This window comes from Lacinutrix sp. (assembly GCF_029238095.1).
Classification (GTDB): Bacteria; Bacteroidota; Bacteroidia; order Flavobacteriales; family Flavobacteriaceae; genus Lacinutrix.
In genome coordinates, this window is record NZ_JAQWGS010000009.1 from 1 (window position 1) to 24634 (window position 24634).

Below are 24634 nucleotides of genomic sequence, written 5' to 3' on the forward strand. Positions count from 1 at the left end.
AATAACTTATAGATACTAAACTTATGAAAGTAAGAGCATCAGTTAAAAAGAGAAGTGTCGATTGTAAAATCGTACGCAGAAAAGGAAGACTTTACGTCATTAACAAAAAGAATCCTAGATTCAAACAAAGACAAGGATAATTATGGCTAGAATTGCAGGTGTAGACATACCAAAAAACAAAAGAGGAGTTATCTCTCTAACTTATATCTACGGTATAGGTAGAAGTAGAGCTCAAGAAATTTTAGCAACAGCTAAAGTTGACGAAAGTATTAAAGTCCAAGATTGGGATGATGATCAAATAGCAGCTATTCGTGAGTCTGTTGGAACATTTACTATCGAAGGAGAATTACGTTCTGAAACACAATTAAACATTAAGCGATTAATGGATATTGGATGTTACAGAGGAATTCGTCACAGAGCTGGTTTACCTCTAAGAGGTCAACGTACTAAAAACAACTCTAGAACCAGAAAAGGTAGAAGAAAAACTGTTGCTAATAAGAAAAAAGCAACTAAATAATAATTAGAAATTTGGTCTTTAGTGTTTAGACGTTGGAAAGAATCTGTTTGAAATTATTTAGGTTTAGGATTCTAGCGACTATCAACTAACTACTTAGAACTATAGAAATATGGCAAAGACAAATACAAAATCGACTAAAAAACGTAAAGTTATAGTTGAATCTGTTGGAGAAGCGCACATTACTGCGTCTTTTAACAACATTATAATCTCATTAACAAACAAAAAAGGTGACGTAATTTCATGGTCATCTGCAGGTAAAATGGGATTTAGAGGTTCTAAAAAGAACACACCTTACGCAGCTCAATTGTGTGCAGAAGATGCATCAGGAGTAGCTAAAGAAGCTGGATTAAAAAAAGTAAAAGTATACGTTAAAGGACCAGGTAATGGTAGAGAATCTGCTATACGTTCTATTCATAATGCAGGAATTGAAGTAACTGAAATTATTGATGTTACTCCATTACCACATAATGGATGTCGTCCTCCAAAACGTAGAAGAGTATAACAGCGTTTTACAACGTTAATACAAAACACTGCATAAATTAATATCAGCTATATTAAATAGCTGATGTTAATTTTTTTGTGTAAATTTGCAGACTTTAAAAAAATTAACAAGTATCAATTAGAGAGATCAACGCTCGTCGAAGGATAAGATTAAGACCTTAATTCACAAGCACTCTCACAAAACAATTTAAAATGGCAAGATATACTGGTCCTAAAACTAAAATAGCGCGTAAATTTGGCGAAGCTATATTTGGAGATGATAAAGCTTTTGAAAAAAGAAATTATCCTCCAGGACAACACGGAAACGCTAGACGTCGTGGAAAAAAATCTGAATATGCAATCCAGTTAATGGAAAAGCAGAAAGCTAAATATACTTATGGTGTATTAGAGCGTCAATTTAGAAATATGTTTAAAAAAGCAACGGCTGCACCTGGTATTACTGGTGAAGTTTTATTACAATTATGTGAGTCTAGATTAGACAATGTTGTATTTAGAATGGGAGTTGCTCCAACAAGAAGTGCGGCAAGACAATTAGTTTCTCACAGACACATTACAGTTAATGGAGAGTTGGTAAATGTACCTTCTTACCAATTAAATGCTGGAGATGTAGTTGCAGTTAGAGAAAAATCTAAGTCTCTTGAGACTATTGAAAGATCACTATCTAATTCAAGTAGTGTTTACGAATGGATTACTTGGAATAGTGCAACTAAACAAGGAACTTATGTTTCTATTCCTGCAAGAATTCAAATTCCAGAGAACATTAACGAACAATTTATAGTAGAATTATACTCTAAATAATAATTAATCATATTGGTATTTGGCCAAAGGATTTATTAGTGCTCTTCAAACTTTTAAATCGCGCAACTAAATAACAATCAAAACGAAGACAAAAAATGGCAGTATTTAATTTTCAGAAGCCTGACAAAGTAATCATGATTGATTCTACTGATTTCGAAGGTAAATTCGAATTCAGACCTCTAGAACCAGGTTATGGTCTAACAGTAGGAAATGCTTTAAGAAGAGTTTTATTATCCTCTTTAGAAGGATTTGCAATTACCTCTATTAGAATAGAAGGTGTTGATCACGAATTTTCAGCAATTGCTGGAGTAGTAGAAGATGTAACAGAAATAATTTTGAACTTAAAACAAATGCGTTTTAAGCGTCAAATTGAGGATGTAGATAACGAGTCTGTATCTATTTCTATCTCAGGTCAAGATAAAATAACCGCAGGAGATTTTCAAAAATTCATCTCAGGATTTCAAGTATTAAATTCAGATTTAGTTATCTGTAACTTAGATCCTAAAGTGAATATTAACATGGAAATTACAATTGAAAAAGGAAGAGGTTATGTTCCAGCAGAAGAAAACAAAAAAGCTTCAGCGCCTATAGGAACAATCTTTACAGATTCAATATATACACCAATAAAAAATGTAAAGTATAGTATCGAGAATTTCCGTGTAGAGCAAAAGACAGATTACGAAAAATTAATCTTCGAAATCCAATCTGATGGTTCTATTACACCTCAAGATGCGTTAACTGAGGCAGCAAAAACTTTAATTCACCACTTCATGTTATTCTCTGATGAGCGTATTACATTAGAAGCCGATGAAATTGCACAAACTGAAACTTATGATGAAGAGTCTCTTCACATGCGTCAGTTATTAAAAACTAAGTTAGTAGATATGGATTTATCTGTACGTGCACTTAACTGTTTAAAAGCTGCAGAAGTAGATACTTTAGGAGACCTTGTGTCTTTCAATAAAAACGATTTAATGAAGTTCCGTAACTTTGGTAAAAAGTCTTTAACTGAGCTAGAAGAGCTTGTAAATGTTAAAGGTTTAAACTTTGGTATGGACTTATCTAAATACAAACTAGACAAAGACTAAAGTATTTATGATTTTTAGATTTCTATAAATCGTAAATCTCAAATCAAAAATTTAATTAATAATCATATTTTGCTCCTCGATAGAAGAGTTTGGTAGCAAGATGATAAAACAAATGTCATGAGACACGGAAAAAAAGTAAACCATTTAGGTCGCCAGACCGCTCACAGAAAAGCTATGTTAGCTAATATGGCTTGTTCTTTAATAGAGCACAAACGTATTAATACAACTGTTGCTAAAGCAAAAGCTTTAAAAGGTTTTGTTGAACCAATTATTACTAAATCTAAAAACGATACAACTCACAACCGTCGTTTAGTTTTTTCTAAATTGCGTCAAAAAGAAGCAGTTACAGAATTATTTAGAGACGTAGCGGCTAAGGTTGGTGATCGTCCAGGTGGTTATACAAGAATTATCAAGTTAGGAAATCGTTTAGGTGATAACGCAGATATGGCAATGATTGAGCTAGTAGATTATAATGAAATCTACAATGCAGATAATAAAGCTAAGAAAACAACTCGTAGAAGCCGTCGTGGAGGAAAAGCAACAGCAGCTCCAGTAGAAACTAAAGCAACTAACGAAGAAGAAGAATAAATGTTAATAAGCATTTAATATAAAAAGGATAAACTATTTTAGTTTATCCTTTTTTTTTTGAACTTTTGCAAAACTTTTGACACAACTATTAGAACTATGAAATATCAAAAACTTAAAAAAGCATTAATCCTATTAGCAGATGGAACTATATTTCATGGAAAAGCAGTAGGAAGGGAAGGCAGCGCCTTTGGAGAGGTGTGTTTTAATACAGGAATGACAGGTTATCAAGAGATTTTTACAGACCCTTCCTATTACGGTCAATTAATGGTTACCACCAACGCGCACATAGGTAATTATGGAGTTAAAAACGAAGAAAATGAATCTAAATCTGTTAAAATCGCAGGACTAATATGTAAAAATTTTAGTTATGAGTTTTCTCGTGATGCAGCTGATGGTTCGTTGGAAGACTTTTTAAACAAAAACAATCTATTAGCAATTTCAGATATTGATACTAGAGCGCTTGTAGCTTATATTAGAGATAATGGAGCAATGAATGCTGTAATCTCTACTGATGTTGATAATCTCGAGGAATTAAAAAAACAATTAGCAAACACTCCAAACATGAATGGTTTAGAACTCGCATCAAAGGTTTCTACTAAAGAGGCTTATTTTGTTGGAGATGAAAACGCATCAGTTAAAATTGCAGCTTTAGATATAGGTATTAAAAAGAACATTTTAAGAAATTTTGTTAATAGAGATGCCTACATAAAAGTCTTTCCTTATAATTCTAAATTTGAAGACCTTGAAGCTTTTAATCCAGATGGATATTTCTTGTCAAATGGACCAGGTGATCCTGAGCCTTTAATTGAAGCTCAAGAACTTGCTAAAGAGATTATTAAAAGAGATTTGCCTTTATTTGGTATCTGTTTAGGACATCAGGTAATAGCTTTAGCAAATGGCATTTCTACTTATAAAATGCACAATGGTCACAGAGGCATTAATCATCCTGTTAAAAATTTAGTAACAGGAAAAGGAGAGATTACTTCACAAAACCATGGTTTTGCTATTAACAGAGAAGAAACAGAGGCGCATCCTGATGTTGAAATTACACACGTACATTTAAACGATGATACAGTTGCTGGTATTAAAATGAAATCTAAGAATGTGTTTTCTGTTCAATACCATCCAGAAGCTAGTCCAGGACCTAATGATTCTACTTATTTATTTGATCAATTCATTAATAATATTAAGAAAAATTAATACGAATTAAGCAATAGAATGTATTTTCTATTGCTTTTTCAATTTTACTAAAACGATATAGACAATTTTTTATTTAATTCTGAAATGTATTCTATAAAGAACACAGAATTAAACTGTAAATTTGATAGTTAAATAAATTTAAATCACCAATTATGAGTATTATTATCAACGTCCATGCACGACAAATTTTCGATTCAAGAGGAAATCCAACAGTAGAAGTAGATGTAGAAACAGAAAACGGTTATTTAGGAAGAGCTGCAGTACCATCTGGAGCATCCACAGGTGAGCACGAAGCTGTAGAGTTACGAGATGGAGGTGATAAATTCATGGGAAAAGGTGTAACAAAAGCTGTAGATAATGTAAATTCTATATTAGCTGAAGAGCTGTTAGGAGTGAATGTATTTGAGCAAAACTACATAGATACTTTAATGTGCGAAATAGATGGTACACCAAACAAGTCTAAGTTAGGAGCAAATGCAATTTTGGGTGTTTCTTTAGCAGTAGCCAAAGCAGCAGCAGCAGAATTAGGAATGCCATTATATCGTTATGTAGGTGGAGTTAGTGCAAATACGTTACCTGTACCAATGATGAATATTATTAATGGTGGTTCGCACAGTGATGCACCAATAGCATTTCAAGAGTTTATGGTAATGCCTGTAAAAGCAGATAATTTTTCTCACGCTTTACAAATGGGAACAGAAATTTTTCATAACCTTAAAAAGGTCTTACACGATAGAGGTTTAAGTACTGCTGTAGGAGACGAAGGTGGTTTTGCACCTAATCTAGCAGGAGGTACTGAAGATGCATTAGATACTATTAAAAAAGCTGTTGACAATGCAGGATACAAATTAGGAGACGATGTAATGATTGCTTTAGACTGTGCAGCTGCAGAATTTTATGTAAACGGAAAATATGATTACACTAAATTTGAAGGCGAGTCTGGTAAAGTAAGATCAAGCAAGGAACAAGCTGATTATTTGGCTGAATTATCTAGAAATTATCCAATTATTTCTATTGAAGACGGAATGGATGAAAACGATTGGGAAGGATGGAAATACTTAACAGAGCAAATTGGAGACAAAGTTCAATTAGTTGGAGACGATTTGTATGTAACAAACGTTGAGCGTCTGTCTAAAGGAATTAAACAAAACATTGCGAATTCAATTTTAATAAAAGTAAATCAAATAGGAACTCTAACAGAGACTATTGCTGCCGTAAATATGGCACACAATGCAGGATATACCTCTGTAATGTCTCATAGATCAGGAGAAACAGAAGATAATACCATTGCAGATTTAGCTGTTGCATTAAATTGCGGACAAATTAAAACAGGTTCAGCTTCACGTAGTGATCGTATGGCAAAATACAATCAACTCTTAAGAATTGAAGAAGAATTAGGAGAAGTAGCTTATTATCCAAAAATGAATGCTTTTAAAATAGTTTAAATTTTATCTTTAATATATTATTTAAGCCTTTCAGTTCTATACTGAAAGGCTTTTTTACATTTATAACTTTTATCAATGTTGTAATTGTTAAATCCTTGTAAAGAAGTGTAAAAAATCGCGACATGTTTTGTAATTTAGCATTTAGCAAAAAACAAGTAAAATCAATAACAATATGTCAAAAACTGCTACGTTAGAAATAGACGGAAAAAAGCACGAATTTCCTTTAATTGTAGGAACAGAAAATGAAGTTGCAATAGATATAAAAACATTAAGATCTGCAACAGGTGGAGTAACAACAATAGATCCAGGATATAAAAATACAGGAGCATGTGAAAGTGCTATTACTTTTCTAAATGGAGAAGAAGGTGTTTTAAGATATCGAGGTTATTCAATAGAAGAATTAGCAGAGAAAGCAGATTTTCTAGAAGTTGCATTTTTGTTGATTTTTGGAGAACTCCCAACTCAAGCACAACTAGATAAATTTCATACAGATATAAAATCACAATCTGTAGTAGACGAGGACATTAAAAAAATATTAGATGCCTTTCCAAAGTCGGCACATCCAATGGGTGTTTTGTCATCTCTAACAAGTGTATTAACTGCTTTTAATCCATCTTCGGTTAATGTTGAGTCTGAAGAAGACATGTATAAAGCAATTGTTAAAATTTTAGGTAAGTTCCCAGTCTTAGTTGCATGGACACTTAGAAAAAAACAAGGTTTACCATTAGACTATGGAGACAAAAGTTTAGGATACGTAGAAAACATACTAAAAATGATGTTTAAGCAGCCAAACGAAGACTACATTCAAAATCCAATATTAGTAAATGCATTAGATAAATTATTAATATTACATGCAGATCATGAGCAAAACTGCTCTACATCTACTGTTAGAATAGTTGGCTCTGCTCATACTGGATTATTTGCTTCAATATCTTCAGGTATTTCTGCACTTTGGGGACCATTACATGGTGGTGCAAATCAAGCAGTTTTAGAAATGTTAGAAGCTATTAAAGAAGATGGAGGCGATACTAAAAAGTTTATGGCAAAAGCAAAAGACAAAAATGATAGTTTCCGTCTAATGGGCTTTGGACATAGAGTATATAAAAACTTCGACCCAAGAGCAAAAATTATAAAAACTGCAGCAGACGAAGTATTAGCAGATTTAGGAATTGAAGATCCAGTACTTGATATTGCAAAAGGTTTAGCTACTGAAGCTTTAAGCGACGAGTATTTTGTAGAACGCAAATTATATCCAAATGTAGATTTCTATTCTGGTATTATATACAGAGCTATGGGTATTCCTGTAGAAATGTTTACAGTAATGTTTGCGTTGGGTCGTTTACCAGGTTGGATTGCACAATGGAAAGAAATGCGAATGCGTAAAGAACCAATTGGAAGACCAAGACAAGTTTATATTGGAGAAAACTACAGACCATATAAAAGTGTTGAAAAAAGATAAAATAAAATGATTATTTATAAGGCTTCATAAGAAATTATGAAGCTTTTTTCTATATTGTGAACATGTTAAAACTCAATATAAAAAACGAAACTTCACGACTTAGAGCTGTCGTTTTAGGAACAGCAATAAGTAATGGCCCAACACCAAAGTTGGAACAAGCCTATGATCCAAAATCTGCAGAGCATATAAAAGCAGGAACCTATCCCGTAGAAGCAGATATGATTAAAGAAATGGAAGCTGTTGCTAACGTTTTTAAAAAGTATAATGTTACCGTTTATAGGCCAAAATTAATAGAAAATTGCAATCAAATTTTTGCTAGAGATATTGCTTTTGTTATAGACGACGTTTTTGTAAAAGCCAATGTTTTACCAGAAAGGGAAGAAGAGTTAGATGCTATACAATATGTTATAGATAAAATTAATCCAGATAAAGTTATTCGTCCACCAGCAGAAGTGCATATTGAAGGTGGAGACGTTATGCCTTGGAACGATTTTATTTTTGTAGGTACTTACAGAGAAGCAGATTATGCAGACTATATTGTAGCGAGAACTAACATACAAGGTGTTGCTTTTTTAGAACAAACCTTTCCTCATAAAAAAGTGAAGTCTTTTAACTTAAGAAAATCTCAAACTAACCCAAGAGACAACGCTTTACATTTAGACTGTTGTTTTCAACCTATAGGAACAAATAAAGCAATTTTACATAAAGAAGGTTTTCTTGAAGAAGAAGAGTACAAATGGCTTTTAAATTATTTCGGTGAAGACAATTGTTTTATTATCACTAAAGAAGAAATGTATAACATGAATAGTAACGTATTTTCAATTTCTGAAAATGTTATTATCTCTGAAAAAAACTTTACAAGATTAAATACTTGGCTTCGCGAAAATGGTTTTATAGTAGAAGAGGTTCCTTATGCTGAAATTGCAAAACAAGAAGGTTTACTGCGTTGCAGCACGATGCCTTTAATAAGGGATTAAAAGTAGTTTGTTTTTTTGGAAAGTTTCAGTAGCTAAAACACGACTCTAAAACTTAAGTTAGGTGTAAACCCAAGCGATTTATTATCTATTCTGGATATAGAATTATCATTGTTTAAAATATAGTAGCTATTAATAGTATTTTCTCGGTTTAAAAGATTCCAAATAGAAAAACCTAATTCTGCTTTTGTGTTTTTGACAAAATTAAAATTATAGGTTCCTGAAAAATCAGTTCTAAAATAGTCATCAAGATTTGTATTATTAGCCATATTATAATTTATAGCATTATCAAAAATAGGTTGTTGTGTATTAGGAATAGTAGTTGGTCTTCCAGAATTCCAATTAAAACCAAGCGCTAATTTTAAGTGATTAATAGTATAGGTTCCAGCAAAAGTTAAGGCATGGGAAATAGCTGTATTGCTATTAAAATCTTGTGCGTTATTTAAGGTAGGAAAATTATATTTAGTATTGTTTAAAGAGTAGCTTAGCCATGTACTTATATTATTAAATTGCTTATTTATTAAAAAGTCAAGGCCTTTTGTTTTATAACTTCCAATGGCATTTATGTCTTGATATTGGTTTTGAAATCCTTGACTTCTAGTAGTTATGCCATTAACTTTTTTTGTAAAAACTACTGCGCTTACTAAAAGTTTGTTTTTATTGTAATGTAGACCTGCAGAAGCTTGTTTGCTTTCTGTAATGGGTCTTGTAGTATTATTTGCTAAAACCCATCGTCGCTTTTCTATACCTAAAAAATCGTTTTGCCTATCAATAACTTGAGAAGTTACTTGACTTTTAAATTCACCTAATAACTCAACTTTTAAATGTTTAAACAATTTATGATTGACACTTAAACGCGGTTCAAGAAGCAAAACATTAAAAGGTTTATAATAGTTGCTTCGAGTACCAACTTTTAAATGTGTTTTATTATTATAAGATGAAAAAGAAAACTCGCTAAAAGTTGAATGAGTTTCAACTGTATTTTCGTTGTTATTACTAAAATTAAGGTTGCTAATGTTCTCTAAATTTGTTGTTGCAACATTAGAATATTGGTAACCATTAATCCAACGTAAGCGTTCGTTAAAATCAAGTTTAAGCTGTAAAGTTATACCTTGGTCTAGTACTTCGTTATTTTGTTGTAAGCTTTGGTTGGTATCTGGATTAAAGTTGTTAGACTTTAACTTGTAGTCTGAGATATTAAATCTTACATCACTACTTAGAAACTTACTCCATTGTCTCGTGTAGTTAATGCCAGCGGCAAGGTTATACTGTGTTATATCGCTCTTTAATGTGGATGTTAAGTTGTTTTCTAAATAATCTAACGCATTAAAAATAGTAGTAAAACTAAATCTTAATTTATCTTTATTTGATAGGTCATGAAGTAGTTTTGCGCTAATATCATAAAAATAAAAAGTTTCGTTAGAAGTAGAATTTTGATTGCTTTCTGAAGCATCCTCAATATTTGAGTCTTGAAATATTCTAGTGAAATATTGTTGGTAAGTTGGTGTGTTTAAAGCATCTGTTATTGAGCGTCTTGCAGAAAGCTGTAATTCCATATTACCTTTTAACTTCAGTTTTGTGTATGCGTCTGCTTGAATTAAGTTTAAACCCAAGCCTGCTGTGCTTTCCTCATTTATATCGTTATCTAAACGCATATCTATTGTACTAGAAATACCATCTCCATATAAGGCACTTGTTCCATTTTTAGAAACAACAACATTAGAAATTAAATTAGGATTAAAAGCAGATATTAAACCAAAAAAATGTCCAGATTGATACATTTTTATACCATCCCAAAGTATTAAATTCTGGTCGTGTGTTCCACCTCGTATGTTTAAGTTAGAGACGGTTTCTTCCATACTTATAACACCAGGTAAAGCTTGAACGGTTTGCAAAGCATCGGCTTCAATTAATCCAGGAAGAATGCCAAAATCGTCTGGGTTTATTACTATTTCACCAGTTTTAGTTTTTGTAATTCCACTAGTTAAATAGGTGGTTAGTAAAACTTCTTCAAGAGGTTCAATAGGTCTTGTAACTTTTCTGCTAGGAGAAATAGCAACAAATCGACTATTTATAATTTTAAAATTTAGATTGGTATTCGTTCTAAGATAAGTTATGGCATCATTATAAGAAAGCAGCATTGATGGTTCAGTTATTTCAACACCTTCTATAGTTTTGTCTGCATAGGTAAACCTTATATCAAAACGTTTTTCTAAAGCTTTTAAAACGATTCCAAGTGGAATTTTTTCAGTTTTAAAAGTTTGTGAATTCACGCTAATAAAACTAAAAAGGAATAGGACTATTAAGAGAGTGAACGTACTATTTTTACTCACGCTTTAGCGATATCTTATTATTGTTTTTTGTAAAGGCTAAGTTAAGTGGAATAGTTATAGCTTGCAAAGCATTGTCCAAATTATTATGTGGAAAACCACCTGAAAACACTTCATTAGCGTCTATATCATCAACGCTAAATGTAACATTGTATTGTCTTTCAAACTCAGCTAAAACTTGTGAGTACGGCATGCTTTTGAAATTAGATTCGTTATTAATCCAAAACGGACTTGTATTTTTAGTTTTAGGCTTTTCTACTACTTTGTTGTCCAGAACTAAAAAACTTTCTCCAGGTTTTAAAATGCGACTTATTTTATTATAATCAACTTTAACAGAGCCTTCGTAGCAAACAACCTCAAAAAGATTGTCTCTATCCTTAATATTGAATTCTGTGCCTAAAACAGATATATCTCCAGCCGAAGTATGAACGGTAAACTTTGAGCCTTTCGATACTTTAAAGTAAGCCTCTCCTGTTAAATCAATAGCTCTGCTAGATTTCCAATTCTTATTATTAAATGCTAAAGTAGACTTAGCATTTAGTTTTACTGTTGTGTTATCTGGTAATAAAATATTTTCTTTTTGGGCTAATTCTGTGTTGAAATTAGTTTCTAAGTTGGATGTAAAATAATAGAACCCAACACAAATGGCTAAAATTGCGGCAATTTGTATAAACGGTTTTAGCCATTTGTTTTGTTGTTTGGTTCTTTTCTTTAGGGCAAATTGTAATTTTTCTAATTCAGTGTTAGATTCAAAATCTTGTGGTTTAAATTGCTGTAAAGCATTATCCAACCTACTTAATTCGCTGAAGTCTTCAAGCTTTTTGAAAGCTTCAAACTCCTGAGAATTCAGGCTGTTGTTTAACCATTTTTTTATTAAATCTTCTTGTTCCATAATTATCATTCAAGTATATAACAACTATATATTAAAAATTCCTACCAGAGATTAAATGTTAACAAGCATTATAATTCTTTTATATCTTCTCTTAGTTTTTTTAAAGCACCATAAATTCGTTTTTCTACAGCTTTAGTGCTAATTCCTAAAAGTTCCGCTATTTCTTTGTGTCTTTTTCCTTCCACGCGATTCATCATAAATGCAATACGTTGCGCATCTGTTAAATTAGAAAGTGCAGCTTGTAATTTTTGCATATACTCTTGTTCCTCCATTACAAATTCTGGAGATTCGTTAGTATGGTGTTTTGGTTTTGTTTGTTGGTGTTTTAAAACAACTTTATGGTGTTTAGCTTCATTAAGCATAAGGTTATTTGCTACAGTAAAGAGATAACTCTTCGCTTTATCTGGAGCTACTTTTTTGCAGTTTTCCCATAGTTTTATAAACGCATCTTGAGTTTTATCTTTAGGATTTAAATGGTCTCCAAATTTATAATATAAGAAGTTGCTTAGATCTTTCGCATGCTTTTTAAAGAGTGCATTAAAGCGAATTTCGTCACAAATATTCTCATGTAATTTTTTTGCCATAGTTGTTTTAAAAACTTTCTAAAAGTAAAAAAAAACAAATACAGAGCTAGGAATTTTTAAAAGTAAATTGTTTTAATATTAAATAATGCAAAACAACAAACGCCTTAAAACTTAAAATCATGATTTTAAAATCACTTAAATTATTTAGTAAAAACACAATAGGTTTACTTATAATATTAATGACTGTATTCGCCTGTCAAGATGAAATTACAGAAATAACACCACCTAACGATCAAGAGACTATTATCGAGAATTCCAACTTGGCTATAATAATGCAAAACACTGCTGCTTTGGATGGCTCTTTAGATAATATTTTAGATAGCGCCAACTGCATTTTAATAAATTTGCCAGTAACTATAACGGTAAATGGAGTTGATTTGATTATTGATAGCGAAGAAGATTACGAAGTAGTAGAAGCTATTTTCGATGAGTTTGATTCTGATATTGATGACATTGAATTTTTATTTCCGATAACCATAACTTTAAATGATTATACAGTAGTTACAATAACAAATGATACCGAACTAGGAACTTTTATTGAAGAATGCTCTGGTGAAAATGAAGAGGATGACGATATAGAATGTATAGATTTTCAGTATCCAATTACATTTTCTATATACGATGCTAATTTTCAAGTAACAGAAACAGTAACAATAAATAATGATGAAGCACTTTATAACTTTATAGAAAATTTAGAAGGTGGTGTTTTGGCCAGTTTAAATTTTCCAGTAACTATAATTTTAAGTGATGGCTCAACAGTAGAAGTTAATAATAACCAAGAATTAGAAATAACTATTAGTGAGGCTGAAGATGATTGTGATGAAGACGATGATAACGATTGGAATGACGATGATTGCACACAAGATTCTATAGAAATTGCTTTGCAAGCATGTATTTGGAATATTGTAAATTATAATGGTAACAGTGGTTCTATAATAGATAAAGATTTTGAGTTTTTAGAAAACAACCAGTTTACAGTAACCCTAAATGGTAATGTTGTGCATCAAGGCACATGGACACTTACAGAAAGTAATGGCAGTTTTGTGCTTACTTTTGATACTAATTGGGATGATATCTATGGAGATTGGATAATTGTAGAATGTGGTGAAGGTATTTTACAATTAGAAAATGGAAATAATTTTATTGTCATGGAGCAGGATTGCTCAATTAATAATCCGTTTGAGTGTTTTGAAGGTGAAGATTTTGAGCTAACAGAATGTGCTGGTGCTAATGGATTTGGCACGTTTAATTTAACAGAAGCTTGGGTAGATTGTGTAAATCCAAACAATTTTAATGTAACCTATTACTTCTCACTTTCCGATGCGCAACAAGAATTTAATCCTATTGCGAATCCTCAAGCCTATATGGCAATTTCTAATCCGCAAACTATTTATATTAGAGTAGAATTATTTAATAATAGTAGCGAATATCAAGTATTCGAAATTTATTTAAATACAGAAAACTGTAATACTTCTGGATGTAGTGAAAGCGATGTAGATGCTTATTTAGTAGAGTGTACTTGGAATGTTGTTAACTACAATGCTAGTGACGATTTAATTACTTACGATTTAGATTTTCAAGATAATGGTGTATTAATCATCACAGGTAACGGACAAACCATTACATCAACATGGTCAACAAGCGAAACAAACGATGGTGTTTGGGTAGAGTTTGATGGTGTAAACGGACCAAATATTCAAGCTATTTCAGGTAACTGGTTAGTGGTTGAGTGCGATCCAGACCGTTTGCAAATGGATCAAGGTGATATAACTATGGTTATAGAACAGGAATGTATAAATAGTGGTATGTGTACAGAAGGTGATGTAGATGGAATTTTAATGGAATGCGAATGGCAAATCGCACTTTACAACGGTAGTGCAGGTTTTAATATTTTTTATATAGATTTCATGGATGCACAGAATTTAGTAATAGCTTCTCCTAGTGAATCATACTCTGGTAATTGGACAACTTCACAAAATGGAGATGCAGTAATGTTAACAATTTCTAATATTTCTGGTGGTAATGTTCAGGTATTAGATGGAGACTATGTTGTAGTAGAGTGCTCCGCAGAACAAATTATTTTGCACGATGTAAACAATAGTGACAACGAGATAGTATTAGATAGATATTGTAATTAATTTTAAAAGATAAAGTAATGCCATAATTACTTTTTTAGTTGGTTATTTATTAAAAAGAGTTGTCTTAATTGATAGCTCTTTTTTTTTGTCTTAAATTCTAATTAAGATACTTCATTTATACACTTCAAATTCATAAATTTGCTATTCTTATAAACTAGTCAGATTGCCAACAGCAATCCGATTACCGAATACTAAATAATATGTTTAATAATTTAAGTGAAAAGTTAGATAAAGCTCTACACGTACTAAAAGGGTATGGCAGCATTACAGAAGTAAATGTTGCGGAGACTTTAAAAGAAGTACGTCGTGCACTTTTAGATGCCGATGTTAACTTTAAAATTGCTAAAGAATTCACCAACAGAGTAAAGGATAAGGCTTTAGGATCTAACGTTTTAACAACATTACAGCCAGGGCAATTAATGGTTAAAATTGTTAAGGACGAATTAACCGAATTAATGGGAGGAGATGCTGCAGGTATTAATTTATCTGGAGCACCAACAGTGATATTAATGTCTGGTTTACAAGGTTCTGGTAAGACAACGTTCTCTGGTAAATTAGCAAACTTTTTAAAATCTAAAAAATCTAAAAAACCTTTATTAGTAGCTTGTGATGTGTATCGTCCTGCTGCAGTTGATCAACTACACGTAGTTGGAGGCCAAATTAATGTAGATGTTTATAGTGACAAAGGGAACACAAATCCAGTAACTATTGCGCAAGCAGGTATTGCTCATGCCAAGGAAAATGGACATAATGTAGTGATTATAGATACAGCTGGTCGTTTGGCGGTAGATGAAGCCATGATGATAGAAATATCTAATATTCATTCAGCTATACAGCCACAAGAGACGTTATTTGTTGTAGATGCTATGACAGGTCAAGATGCTGTAAACACAGCAAAAGCCTTTAACGATATCTTGAATTTTGATGGTGTAATTCTAACAAAATTAGATGGTGATACGCGTGGTGGTGCTGCCATTTCTATTAAATCTGTAGTCAATAAGCCTATTAAATTTATTGGTACAGGTGAAAAAATGGAAGCGATAGACATTTTCTATCCTTCTCGTATGGCAGACCGTATTCTTGGAATGGGAGATGTTGTGTCTTTAGTTGAAAGAGCCCAAGAGCAATTTGACGAAGAAGAAGCAAGAAAATTACAGAAGAAAATAGCCAAAAACCAATTTGGGTTTGATGATTTTTTAAAACAGATTCAGCAAATCAAGAAAATGGGTAATATGAAAGATCTTGTAGGCATGATTCCTGGAGCAGGAAAAATGATGAAAGATGTAGATATAGACGATGACGCTTTTAAGCACATAGAAGCTATTATACACTCCATGACAGTTCAGGAAAGAACCAATCCGTCTGTAATAAATGCAAGTCGAAAAAAACGAATAGGAAAAGGTTCTGGAACATCTGTAACACAAGTCAATCAACTACTAAAACAGTTCGACCAAATGTCTAAGATGATGAAAATGATGCAAGGTGGAAAAGGAAAAGCAATGATGAATGCAATGAAAAACATGAGGTAACTCATGTTTTTTATTTAATACAAAAATTAATATACCTAATAAAAAGACGGCAACATGACTATACTTGACGGTAAAAAAGTAAGCAACGACATTAAAAACGAAATCAAAGCTGAAGTTGATAAAATGAAAGCTAACAACGAAAAAGTGCCGCATTTAGCAGCAGTTATTGTTGGAAATGATGGAGCAAGTTTAACTTACGTTGGAAGTAAAGTGCGTGCTTGCGAACGTGTTGGTTTCGAATCTACAATGGTTCGCCTCTCAAACACAACAAGCGAAGTAGAATTACTAGATAAAATCGAAGAGTTAAATAATAATAACGATATCGACGGATTTATTATTCAATTACCACTACCAGACCAAATCGATACTCAAAAAGTACTAATGGCAGTAAATCCAGATAAAGATGTTGATGGTTTTCATCCAATGAATTTTGGGAAAATGGCATTAGATATGTCAACTTTTATTCCTGCAACACCATTTGGTATTTTAGAACTTTTAGATCGTTATAATGTGGACTCTAAAGGAAAGCATACTGTAGTAATAGGACGTTCTCATATTGTTGGTAGACCTATGAGTATATTAATGGGAAGAAAAGGTTTTCCAGGAAACTCTACCGTAACATTAACACATAGTCACACAAAGAATATTACACAAATAACCTCTCAAGCAGATATTATTATTTCGGCATTAGGTGTGCCTAATTTCCTAAAAGCAGAAATGGTAAAAGATGACGTTGTTATTATAGATGTTGGTATTACGCGTGTTCCAGATGAAACACATCCAAAAGGATATATTATTACTGGAGATGTAGATTTCGAGAACGTAAGTAAAAAAGCAAGTTTCATTACACCAGTTCCTGGAGGAGTAGGACCAATGACTATTGCAATGTTATTAAAGAACACGTTATTAGCTAGAGAGAGACACAGATCTATGTAATTACAATTTGTATATTGTAACCTAATGTTTTCTTTTATAAGTTTATTTAGTTTAGTAGAAATTGGGAGTCTTCAGCATATAATCCCAATTATTATCACTGTAATTTTGTCTATTATTTTGATTCGTTTTTCTAATCGAAAACTAAACCAAAAACAGCAAGAGCAGGTGTTTAAAGCTTTAGGTTTTTTTGTGTCTTATACTGTTTTAGTATTTCACTTACATCTTATTTTTAAAGGGAATTATAATATAGCAACAGACTTACCGTTGTTTCTATGCAGTTTTATGGCACTTTTTATTTTCATTTTTACAAATAGTAGAAAATACTGGTTGTTCGAAATTTTATTGTTTTGGATTATTGCTGGAACCTCTCAAGCAGTTGTAACTCCTGATATTCCTTTTGGGTTTCCAAGCTTCGATTATTTTAGATATTGGATAGCACATCTAGGATTACTGGTTATTATATTTTATGCCATTTTTGTTTTAAAAATGCGTCCTACATGGAAAAGTATGTTTAAATCTTTTTTAGCTTTACAGTTGTATGCAATTATAATTTTTGGAATAAATTATATACTAAACGGAAATTATTTTTACTTAAATAAAAAACCAAACTCTGCATCTGCATTAGATTACTTAGGAGAATGGCCAATATATCTATTGACTATTGAAGCGATTTTAATTCCTTATTTTTTTATTATCTACTTACCCTTTTTTTTAACTAAAAAAAGGAAATAAAAAGTGCTATTTAGCAAATAACTGGCTCATGTCTTTAAAAGCTTTAAACTCTAGTGCGTTTCCAGCAGGATCTTTAAAAAACATAGTTGCTTGTTCGCCTACTAAACCTTCAAAACGAATGTAAGGTTCTATAATAAACTTTATATTTTTTTGTTTTAAATCTTGGGCGAAAGCTTGAAAAGTATCCCAAGGTAAAACCACTCCATAATGCGGAACAGGTACTTGTTTGCCATCTACTGCATTTGCGGTTTCAGCTTCTTGAGATTGTGCTTTATAATGTATAACTAATTGATGGCCAAAAAAATTAAAGTCGACCCAATGGTCACTACTTCTTCCTTCTTCACAGTTTAAAACATCGCGATAAAAAATACGACATGCTTCTAAATTATGAACAGGAATGGCAACATGAAAAGGTGTTAATTGAGACATGCTTTTTTTTTAGATTAAGATTTATTCTTTTCTTCGATTAATAGAATGTACTTTTTTAGTTTCTTTTAGCTCAGTAGTTTGCTTATAATGCTTATCAGAATCTGCCAAAAGCATATGTAACGTTTTTAATTCTTGTTCAGTAAACGCTCTATATTCACCAGTGGGAACATCAAGTTTTATATTCATTATGCGAGTACGTTTTAAAGAGGTTACTTCGTAGGTTAAATATTCGCACATACGTCTAATTTGTCTATTTAAACCTTGAGTTAAAATAATAGTAAAGGTATGTGAATCTATTTTTCTAACAGTACATTTTTTTGTGGTTTTATCTAAATCTTCAAGATAAATTCCACCAGCCATACGTTTAATAAAAGTTTGAGATATAGGCTTATCTACTGTTACCAAATACTCTTTATCGTGATTATTACTGGCACGTAAAATTTTGTTCACTATATCTCCATCATCTGTCATGAAAATTAAACCTTCACTAAGTTTATCTAATCTACCAATAGGAAAAATACGTTTTTGGTATTTAATATAGTCTATAATATTGTCTTTTTCTACTCGAGTGTCTGTAGTACAAACAATACCAACAGGTTTGTTAAAAGCAAGATAAACAAAATCTGCTTTACGCTCTGTAATCGATTTCCCATCAACTTCAACCACATCGTTTTCGGTAACTTTTGTTCCTAATTCAGTAATAATTCCATTAATAGTAACACGACCAGCGTCTATTAAACGGTCTGCTTCTCGACGTGAACAATAACCTGCTTCGCTAAGGTATTTGTTAAGTCTTGTTAGTTTTTCCTCCATAGTAGCAAAAATACAATTTAACTTTGAATGAAATCTATAACATGTTTGTAAACAGTTTCATTTCTTAAACCGTGACCAAAACCTTTTGTAGAAATAAAAGTTGCATTTTTATGGTTTTTAGCAATTTTTTGGGCATCACTAAACGGAATAACTTTGTCAAACACATCATGAACAATGAGTGTTTTAGTATCTATTGCCTTCGAGAAATCTGCTAATGAGAAATAAGATGGAGGTTTGTTAAAACGTTCTAACACTAAACTATTTATACCATTTTCAATTTTATTATTATAACCCATCATATCAACATAGTTTTTAAAAACGCCTGTAAACTCTGAAGGAGCGCCTAGGAAAACTAGTTTTTCTAATTCTTTATTTTCATAGTTTTTTTGATAAAATCCGGAAGCCATTCCACCAACTGAATGTCCAATAATAATATGAGGATTATAATGCTTCGCCACTACATTAATACATTCTGAATATAAAATGGCATTAAATTGTTTTCCGCTAGTATTACCATGAGCAGGTGCATCAAGCGAGACTATATTATACTCTAATTTTTGAAGTTTAGAAATTAAATTTTGCCAACGTCCTGAGTTGCTCTCCCAACCATGGGCTAACAAAACAGTTTTACCATTGCCTTTCCATAAATAAGTCGCAATGTTGAGGTGTTTATGCTTTAAATAAAGAGATTCTGCAGAATCTAAAAAAGATTTTTGGTCGTTTATAACACGTCTTTGTCTAGGTTTAGCAAATAAATATAAAGCTTTTTTTGAAGCATATTTTGGTGAAATATAACTAATAGTATTTAACGATTTGCCTATTATTTTTATCAGAGAATTAGACATGTTAAGCTTCTCTATTTACTAAATCCATAGAAAAAGCAGGTGTACAAATAGCAATATATTCGCATGCTATTGTAAACGGATTAGAATATTGTACTCTTGTATTTTTTTTAATTTTTATAGATTGTCCAGCCTCTAAAACTATTTCCTCTCCTTCAATAATAAATTGTTTTTTACCTTTTATTATATAGGTATATTCATCGAACTCTGGAGTTTGAAATGGTTCACTCCAGCCAGCAGGAGCGATCATGTGAGCAATACTAATGTTTTTATTACCATCTGTAGCTTGCCCAAAATGTTCTTCTATTAGTTTACCATCAGTTGTTGGAACAACAAAAGGAGTGTTTTGGATTTTATATTTTTTGTTTTTCATCTTTAGTTTCCGTGTAAGCGGTAATATTATTTTATTTCATGGGTTTTTTCTTAATCATACCACCTCTTAAGTCTTTAACAATACCCATAATAATAAATGCTTTAAGATCTATTTTATCAATTTCGGTATTTAACTTTGCGAGTTCTAGCCTTGTCACTACTTTATATATAATGTCTTTATCATAACTTATGCCAGTAGATCCAAAACCACCTTTTCCAGCATAAATTGTGCAAGCACGACCTAGCTTATTAATAAGCATGTGTTGCATAGCTTCATGGTGTTTAGAAATTATGGTAACTCCTACATATTCTTCTACACCATCTACAACAAAATCTACAGTTTTTACAGCAGATAAATAGGTTAGAATAGCGTATAAAGCAGTTTCTATTGAAAGAATATAAGCTCCAAAAGAGAAAATAACTAAGTTTATTAAAAACAACACATCTCCAATAGTAATTGAAAATTTTCTACTTAAAAAAATGGCAAGAACTTCTGTGCCATCAATAACACTGCCTCCTCTCATAGCAAGCCCAATTCCAGACCCTATAAAGAAGCCTCCAAATATAGAAATAAGGAGTTTATCTTGAGTTATTATAGGATAATCTATGAAATGTACAACCAACGCAAGTAAAGTAATGGCAATAATGCTTCTAATTGCAAATTTTCGACCTATAGTTTTTGTAGCTAAAATTATGAAGGGAATGTTTACTAAAATCAACAGATAACTGATTGATATCGTTGTAGTGTTTTCTAATAATAATGAAATACCTGTTGCACCACCATCTATAAAATTATTTGGTAATAAAAATCCTTTTAATCCAAATCCTGCAGAAAAAACACCTACTGCAATAAAAAAATATTCTTTTACTGCATGTTTTATTTCAACTTTAATGTTGTTTACTAATTTAGCAACTTGAGAGGGTGTTGCAGGACGGTTTTTTTCCTGTTTAGCTTCAATTCTTTTGCGCGCAATATCTACTAATACTTTGGAAAAAAGAGGATTCATATTGTTTTAAATTAAATATTGATTAATGTAATCTACCAACCAACCATAAAGTATTTAATTTTGGCTGTATCTGGAATGTTAATCGCTTCAATTTTTTTTGACATATCAAAACGTAGTTCACTTGGTAATTCTTCTTTGCTTATTGTAAAATAAGTATTATTTTCATTCACAATAACTACAATATTACGTAAAGTGTTTTCTATGCTAGATATTTTATGTTTAGCTTTAATGTCTCCAAAAGTGCTAAGCGTTGTAATACCTGTAGTGGTTTTATATCTTGAATCTAAAACTTTAATAGTTCTTATAGTTGCCGTAGAATCTAATGCTTCTTTTGGTGAGAGTTCTAGTAGTTTTTTTCCACCTTTTTCAAAAATCATTATTTTATTTACACTACCCAAAAACTCGTCACCAGCTATTTTTTTGACTATGGAGTCTTTGGCATAAATTATTTCAAGGTCTTTAACTTGTATAGAGTCTGTTAATAAACCAATATTTTGTTTTGATATTAAAAACGGATTAATTTCTGTTTCACAAGACATTACAATTACAGAAAGTACTATTAGAGTAAATATTATTTTTTTCATTTATTTTTTTATTTCAGTCATCCAATGGTGTTTAATACTATTGGGAATAATACATAGCATGTATTGTTAATTCTAAATACATTGCAATAAACCACTACATTACTTTTTTTAATATGCCAAATACACTTCTAATAAAGGTAGCACTGGTTAATACTTTAATTATTGGATTTTGTGCTGTGCTACGTCTTCTTGTAGTGGTTCTTCTTGAGGCTTTTTCTTCAGCTTCTTCTTTTGCTTCTTTTTCTTCGGTTTTTATTTTTGCTTCCTCTGCTTTAGCTATTTTTTTGTTTAGCATTTCGTAAGCACTTTCTCTATCTATTTCTTCGTTGTATTTTAATACTAATTTAGAATCGTCGAGTAAGTTTTGTAATTCAGTTGGTGATAAAACATCCATTCTACTCATTGGAGCACGCATCATGGTTGCTGCTAATGGAGTAGGACGTCCTTTTTCGTCTAAGGCAGAAACTAGCGCTTCTCCTGTGCCTAAAGATGTTAATATTTCGGCAGTATCATAATAATCTGTATCAGGATAATTTTGAGCTGCAAGTTTAATGGCTTTTCTATCTTTTGCTGTAAAGGCACGCAATGCATGTTGTATTTTTAAACCTAATTGGCTCAAAACACCTTCTGGTACATCTGTAGGGTTTTGAGTTACAAAATATAGTCCAACTCCTTTACTGCGAATTAACTTTACTATACTTTCAATTTGGTTTAAAAGTGCTTTAGAAGCTTCATTAAAAATTAAATGTGCTTCGTCTATAAACATAATTAATTCTGGTCTTCCAGAATCGCCTTGCTCTGGCATAGTTTCATAGATTTCTGCTAATAAGCTTAGCATAAATGTTGAAAATAATTTTGGTCTATCTTGAATGTCTGTTAAACGAATAATATTAATATAGCCTTTTCCGTCTCTAGTGGTTCTAAGTAAGTCTTCAACTTCAAAACTCTTTTCACCAAAAAACAAATCACCTCCTTGTTGTTCAATCTCTACAACTTTACGTAAAATAGCACCTGTAGAGGCACTTGAAATTCTGCCATATTCTGCTTCAAATTCTTCTTTCCCTTCTTTTGTTGCGTATTGTAATATTTTTTTGAAATCTTTTAAGTCTAAAAGCGGTAGTTTATTGTCATCACAATATTTAAAAACTACTGCTACAACTCCAGATTGTGTTTCTGTTAAATCTAGAATACGAGAAAGTAATACTGGACCAAATTCTATAACAGTTGCTCGTAACCGTACACCATCTTGTTCGGATAAAGACATGACTTCTACTGGAAATCCTTTGGCTTTGAAATCTAGTCCAATTTTCGCATGACGTTCATCTATTTTTGGATGTCCAGGACTAGGTTGAGCCAAACCACTTAAATCACCTTTAATATCCATGAGCAAGACAGGAATACCTTGGTCGCTTAAGTTTTCTGCTAATACTTGAAGCGTTTTAGTTTTCCCAGTTCCAGTAGCACCAGTAATTAAGCCATGACGATTCATGGTTTTTAAAGGAATTTTTACAAAAGCATCTTTAATAGTTTCACCATCTAACATTGCAGAGCCTAAGGTTATAAACTCTCCTTTAGTTGTATTTCCCTCTGTTATGTGTTTAAAGAATTCGTCTTGTCTACTCATAATAAAAATTGATTTGCGTAAAAATACTAATCTTAACTGAAATGAATGAGGAATCTATCAATTTTTAATACTTAAAAACTTGCCACTTGCCACTTCCCACTTCAAACTTAATTTCTATCTTTGCAAGCTATGACGCAAGAAGTTCAAGAATTAGTAAACCAAGGAAAAATGTTGCCTTTAATGGAGGAGTTTTATACCATTCAAGGTGAAGGTTTCTATAAAGGCACAGCTGCTTATTTTATAAGAATTGGAGGTTGTGATGTTGGTTGCCATTGGTGTGATGTAAAAGAAAGTTGGAATGCACAATTGCATCCACCTACCGAAACCGAAAAAATTGTTTCCAATGCTAAAAAATATAGCAACACCATTGTTGTAACAGGAGGAGAGCCACTAACTTGGGATATGACAGAGCTCACAAAACAGTTAAAAGCCGAAGGGATGACTATTCATATCGAAACTTCTGGTGCTTATGAGTTGTCTGGTGAGTGGGATTGGATTTGTCTATCTCCAAAAAAAATGAAACTCCCAACACATGGTGTTTACGAAAAAGCCAACGAGCTTAAATGTATTATATACAATAAAGACGATTTTCGCTTTGCAGAAGAACAGGCAAAAAAAGTTAATGGTGAGTGTATTTTATATTTACAGCCAGAATGGAGTAAACGAGATATAGTAGTGCCTTTGATAGTAGATTATGTGATGGCAAATCCTAAATGGAAAGTGTCTTTACAAACCCATAAGTACTTAAATATACCATAGATTTAGTTTTAATTATTTTTTCTCCAAATTTCATATCTGTTAAAAATTGAATTTGAGTCGCTTCATTAGCAGCTGTTCTCCATAATTTAGCATAAGGGCTAGCTCTTTGCCCACAGTTCTTCCTTTAAGCTGAGGTCTGCAATAAAATACTTTTATAAGTTTGTTTCCTCTGCTAGGAAAAGCTTCAAGGTTAAAAAGACTTTTGTCTAAACTAGCAAATTTTGTGCATTACCATTAAAAGATAAAAGCATTATAAACGCGAACATGATGGATGCTAATAATGTTGATTTTTTAATGATTAAATAATTTAGTTATTAAAATAGCTATGGTGTCTTTTCAAAGACGCATTAAGTTGGTGAGCTTTACATTTATAATGATTTCTTTTAAATTTTTAAAATAAGATTATATTTTTAGTACAAAACAACACTAAAAGTTAAAATTTGTAATCATTATATTAATTTATGTTTTTAAAATGAAACAATAATTACATATT

The 24634-nt window shown here is 31.7% G+C and carries 25 protein-coding genes and 1 pseudogene; 15 read left to right on the plus strand and 11 right to left on the minus strand.

All coding sequences use genetic code 11. The annotated features are described in order from the left end of the window. Positions 1-23 precede the first annotated feature (23 nt). The 10 genes from ykgO to P8H50_RS02920 all read left to right on the plus strand — a co-directional run bounded on the left by ykgO (position 24) and on the right by P8H50_RS02920 (position 8573). A complete protein-coding gene (ykgO, locus tag P8H50_RS02875) occupies positions 24-140 on the plus strand; it encodes a type B 50S ribosomal protein L36 (protein WP_076732133.1) in 117 nt (38 codons plus the stop codon). 2 nt (positions 141-142) lie between these two features. Beyond that, positions 143-517, plus strand: coding sequence for a 30S ribosomal protein S13 (rpsM, locus tag P8H50_RS02880; RefSeq protein WP_076732134.1), 375 nt, complete (start codon positions 143-145; stop codon positions 515-517). A 109-nt stretch (positions 518-626) separates the two neighbouring features. Beyond that, positions 627-1019 (plus strand): 30S ribosomal protein S11, encoded by a 393-nt coding sequence (gene rpsK, locus P8H50_RS02885; RefSeq protein ID WP_300205414.1) that lies wholly within the window; start codon positions 627-629, stop codon positions 1017-1019. A 191-nt stretch (positions 1020-1210) separates the two neighbouring features. Continuing rightward, positions 1211-1816, plus strand: coding sequence for a 30S ribosomal protein S4 (gene rpsD / locus P8H50_RS02890; protein WP_300205416.1), 606 nt, complete (start codon positions 1211-1213; stop codon positions 1814-1816). A gap of 95 nt (positions 1817-1911) precedes the next feature. Then, positions 1912-2904, plus strand: a complete 993-nt coding sequence (locus P8H50_RS02895; protein ID WP_300205418.1) for a DNA-directed RNA polymerase subunit alpha — start codon at positions 1912-1914, stop codon at positions 2902-2904. Positions 2905-3021: 117 nt separating this feature from the next. Then, positions 3022-3492, plus strand: a complete 471-nt coding sequence (gene rplQ / locus P8H50_RS02900) for a 50S ribosomal protein L17 (RefSeq protein WP_300205420.1) — start codon at positions 3022-3024, stop codon at positions 3490-3492. 96 nt (positions 3493-3588) lie between these two features. Further along, a complete protein-coding gene (carA, locus tag P8H50_RS02905; protein ID WP_300205422.1) occupies positions 3589-4692 on the plus strand; it encodes a glutamine-hydrolyzing carbamoyl-phosphate synthase small subunit in 1104 nt (367 codons plus the stop codon). Between the two features lie 152 nt (positions 4693-4844). Then, positions 4845-6137, plus strand: a complete 1293-nt coding sequence (gene eno / locus P8H50_RS02910) for a phosphopyruvate hydratase (protein ID WP_300205424.1) — start codon at positions 4845-4847, stop codon at positions 6135-6137. Positions 6138-6309: 172 nt separating this feature from the next. Further along, positions 6310-7596, plus strand: a complete 1287-nt coding sequence (locus P8H50_RS02915; protein ID WP_300205426.1) for a citrate synthase — start codon at positions 6310-6312, stop codon at positions 7594-7596. Between the two features lie 62 nt (positions 7597-7658). Then, positions 7659-8573, plus strand: a complete 915-nt coding sequence (locus P8H50_RS02920) for an arginine deiminase family protein (RefSeq protein WP_300205428.1) — start codon at positions 7659-7661, stop codon at positions 8571-8573. A gap of 32 nt (positions 8574-8605) precedes the next feature. Here the strand turns inward: P8H50_RS02920 and P8H50_RS02925 are convergent, their stop codons facing one another. From P8H50_RS02925 to P8H50_RS02935, 3 genes are all read right to left on the minus strand, one after another. After that, entirely contained in the window at positions 8606-10843 is a 2238-nt protein-coding gene (locus tag P8H50_RS02925) for a TonB-dependent receptor plug domain-containing protein (protein WP_300205430.1), read from the minus strand. A gap of 52 nt (positions 10844-10895) precedes the next feature. After that, the gene (locus P8H50_RS02930) at positions 10896-11792 is read right to left on the minus strand and encodes a FecR family protein (protein ID WP_300205432.1); all 897 of its coding nucleotides are present in this window, start codon (positions 11790-11792) and stop codon (positions 10896-10898) included. Between the two features lie 68 nt (positions 11793-11860). Continuing rightward, positions 11861-12376 carry a sigma-70 family RNA polymerase sigma factor gene (locus P8H50_RS02935; RefSeq protein WP_300205434.1) on the minus strand — a complete coding sequence of 172 codons (516 nt, stop codon included), beginning with the start codon at positions 12374-12376 and terminating at the stop codon, positions 11861-11863. Positions 12377-12495: 119 nt separating this feature from the next. On the opposite strand from P8H50_RS02935, the gene P8H50_RS02940 reads away from it, so the two are divergent. The 4 genes from P8H50_RS02940 to P8H50_RS02955 all read left to right on the plus strand — a co-directional run bounded on the left by P8H50_RS02940 (position 12496) and on the right by P8H50_RS02955 (position 17711). Continuing rightward, entirely contained in the window at positions 12496-14514 is a 2019-nt protein-coding gene (locus P8H50_RS02940) for a hypothetical protein (protein ID WP_300205435.1), read from the plus strand. A 200-nt stretch (positions 14515-14714) separates the two neighbouring features. Next, a complete protein-coding gene (gene ffh, locus P8H50_RS02945) occupies positions 14715-16043 on the plus strand; it encodes a signal recognition particle protein (RefSeq protein WP_300205437.1) in 1329 nt (442 codons plus the stop codon). A gap of 54 nt (positions 16044-16097) precedes the next feature. Further along, positions 16098-16979, plus strand: a complete 882-nt coding sequence (locus P8H50_RS02950) for a bifunctional 5,10-methylenetetrahydrofolate dehydrogenase/5,10-methenyltetrahydrofolate cyclohydrolase (protein WP_300205439.1) — start codon at positions 16098-16100, stop codon at positions 16977-16979. A 24-nt stretch (positions 16980-17003) separates the two neighbouring features. Continuing rightward, on the plus strand, positions 17004-17711 hold the full coding sequence (locus P8H50_RS02955; RefSeq protein WP_300205441.1) for a TIGR02206 family membrane protein: 708 nt from the start codon (positions 17004-17006) through the stop codon (positions 17709-17711). A 6-nt stretch (positions 17712-17717) separates the two neighbouring features. Here P8H50_RS02955 and P8H50_RS02960 read toward each other — a convergent pair whose 3' ends face one another. From P8H50_RS02960 to P8H50_RS02990, 7 genes are all read right to left on the minus strand, one after another. Continuing rightward, complete coding sequence (locus tag P8H50_RS02960; protein WP_300205443.1) at positions 17718-18140, minus strand: VOC family protein; 423 nt, start codon at positions 18138-18140, stop codon at positions 17718-17720. A gap of 21 nt (positions 18141-18161) precedes the next feature. Then, the gene (gene rluF, locus P8H50_RS02965) at positions 18162-18953 is read right to left on the minus strand and encodes a 23S rRNA pseudouridine(2604) synthase RluF (protein WP_300205445.1); all 792 of its coding nucleotides are present in this window, start codon (positions 18951-18953) and stop codon (positions 18162-18164) included. A gap of 17 nt (positions 18954-18970) precedes the next feature. Next, the gene (locus P8H50_RS02970; protein WP_300205447.1) at positions 18971-19798 is read right to left on the minus strand and encodes an alpha/beta hydrolase; all 828 of its coding nucleotides are present in this window, start codon (positions 19796-19798) and stop codon (positions 18971-18973) included. Position 19799: 1 nt separating this feature from the next. After that, entirely contained in the window at positions 19800-20168 is a 369-nt protein-coding gene (locus P8H50_RS02975) for a cupin domain-containing protein (protein WP_300205449.1), read from the minus strand. A 31-nt stretch (positions 20169-20199) separates the two neighbouring features. Continuing rightward, the gene (locus tag P8H50_RS02980) at positions 20200-21174 is read right to left on the minus strand and encodes a YitT family protein (RefSeq protein WP_300205451.1); all 975 of its coding nucleotides are present in this window, start codon (positions 21172-21174) and stop codon (positions 20200-20202) included. A gap of 32 nt (positions 21175-21206) precedes the next feature. Beyond that, entirely contained in the window at positions 21207-21758 is a 552-nt protein-coding gene (locus P8H50_RS02985) for a hypothetical protein (RefSeq protein WP_300205453.1), read from the minus strand. 94 nt (positions 21759-21852) lie between these two features. Beyond that, positions 21853-23382 carry a helicase HerA-like domain-containing protein gene (locus tag P8H50_RS02990; protein ID WP_300205455.1) on the minus strand — a complete coding sequence of 510 codons (1530 nt, stop codon included), beginning with the start codon at positions 23380-23382 and terminating at the stop codon, positions 21853-21855. Between the two features lie 129 nt (positions 23383-23511). On the opposite strand from P8H50_RS02990, the gene P8H50_RS02995 reads away from it, so the two are divergent. Beyond that, complete coding sequence (locus P8H50_RS02995; RefSeq protein WP_300205457.1) at positions 23512-24141, plus strand: 7-carboxy-7-deazaguanine synthase QueE; 630 nt, start codon at positions 23512-23514, stop codon at positions 24139-24141. On the opposite strand, the pseudogene P8H50_RS11030 reads toward P8H50_RS02995, so the two are convergent. Then, positions 24092-24235: pseudogene (locus tag P8H50_RS11030) on the minus strand (DUF2911 domain-containing protein); the annotation flags it as partial. The gene P8H50_RS02995 and the pseudogene P8H50_RS11030 overlap by 50 nt on opposite strands. Between the last annotated feature and the right edge of the window lie 399 nt (positions 24236-24634).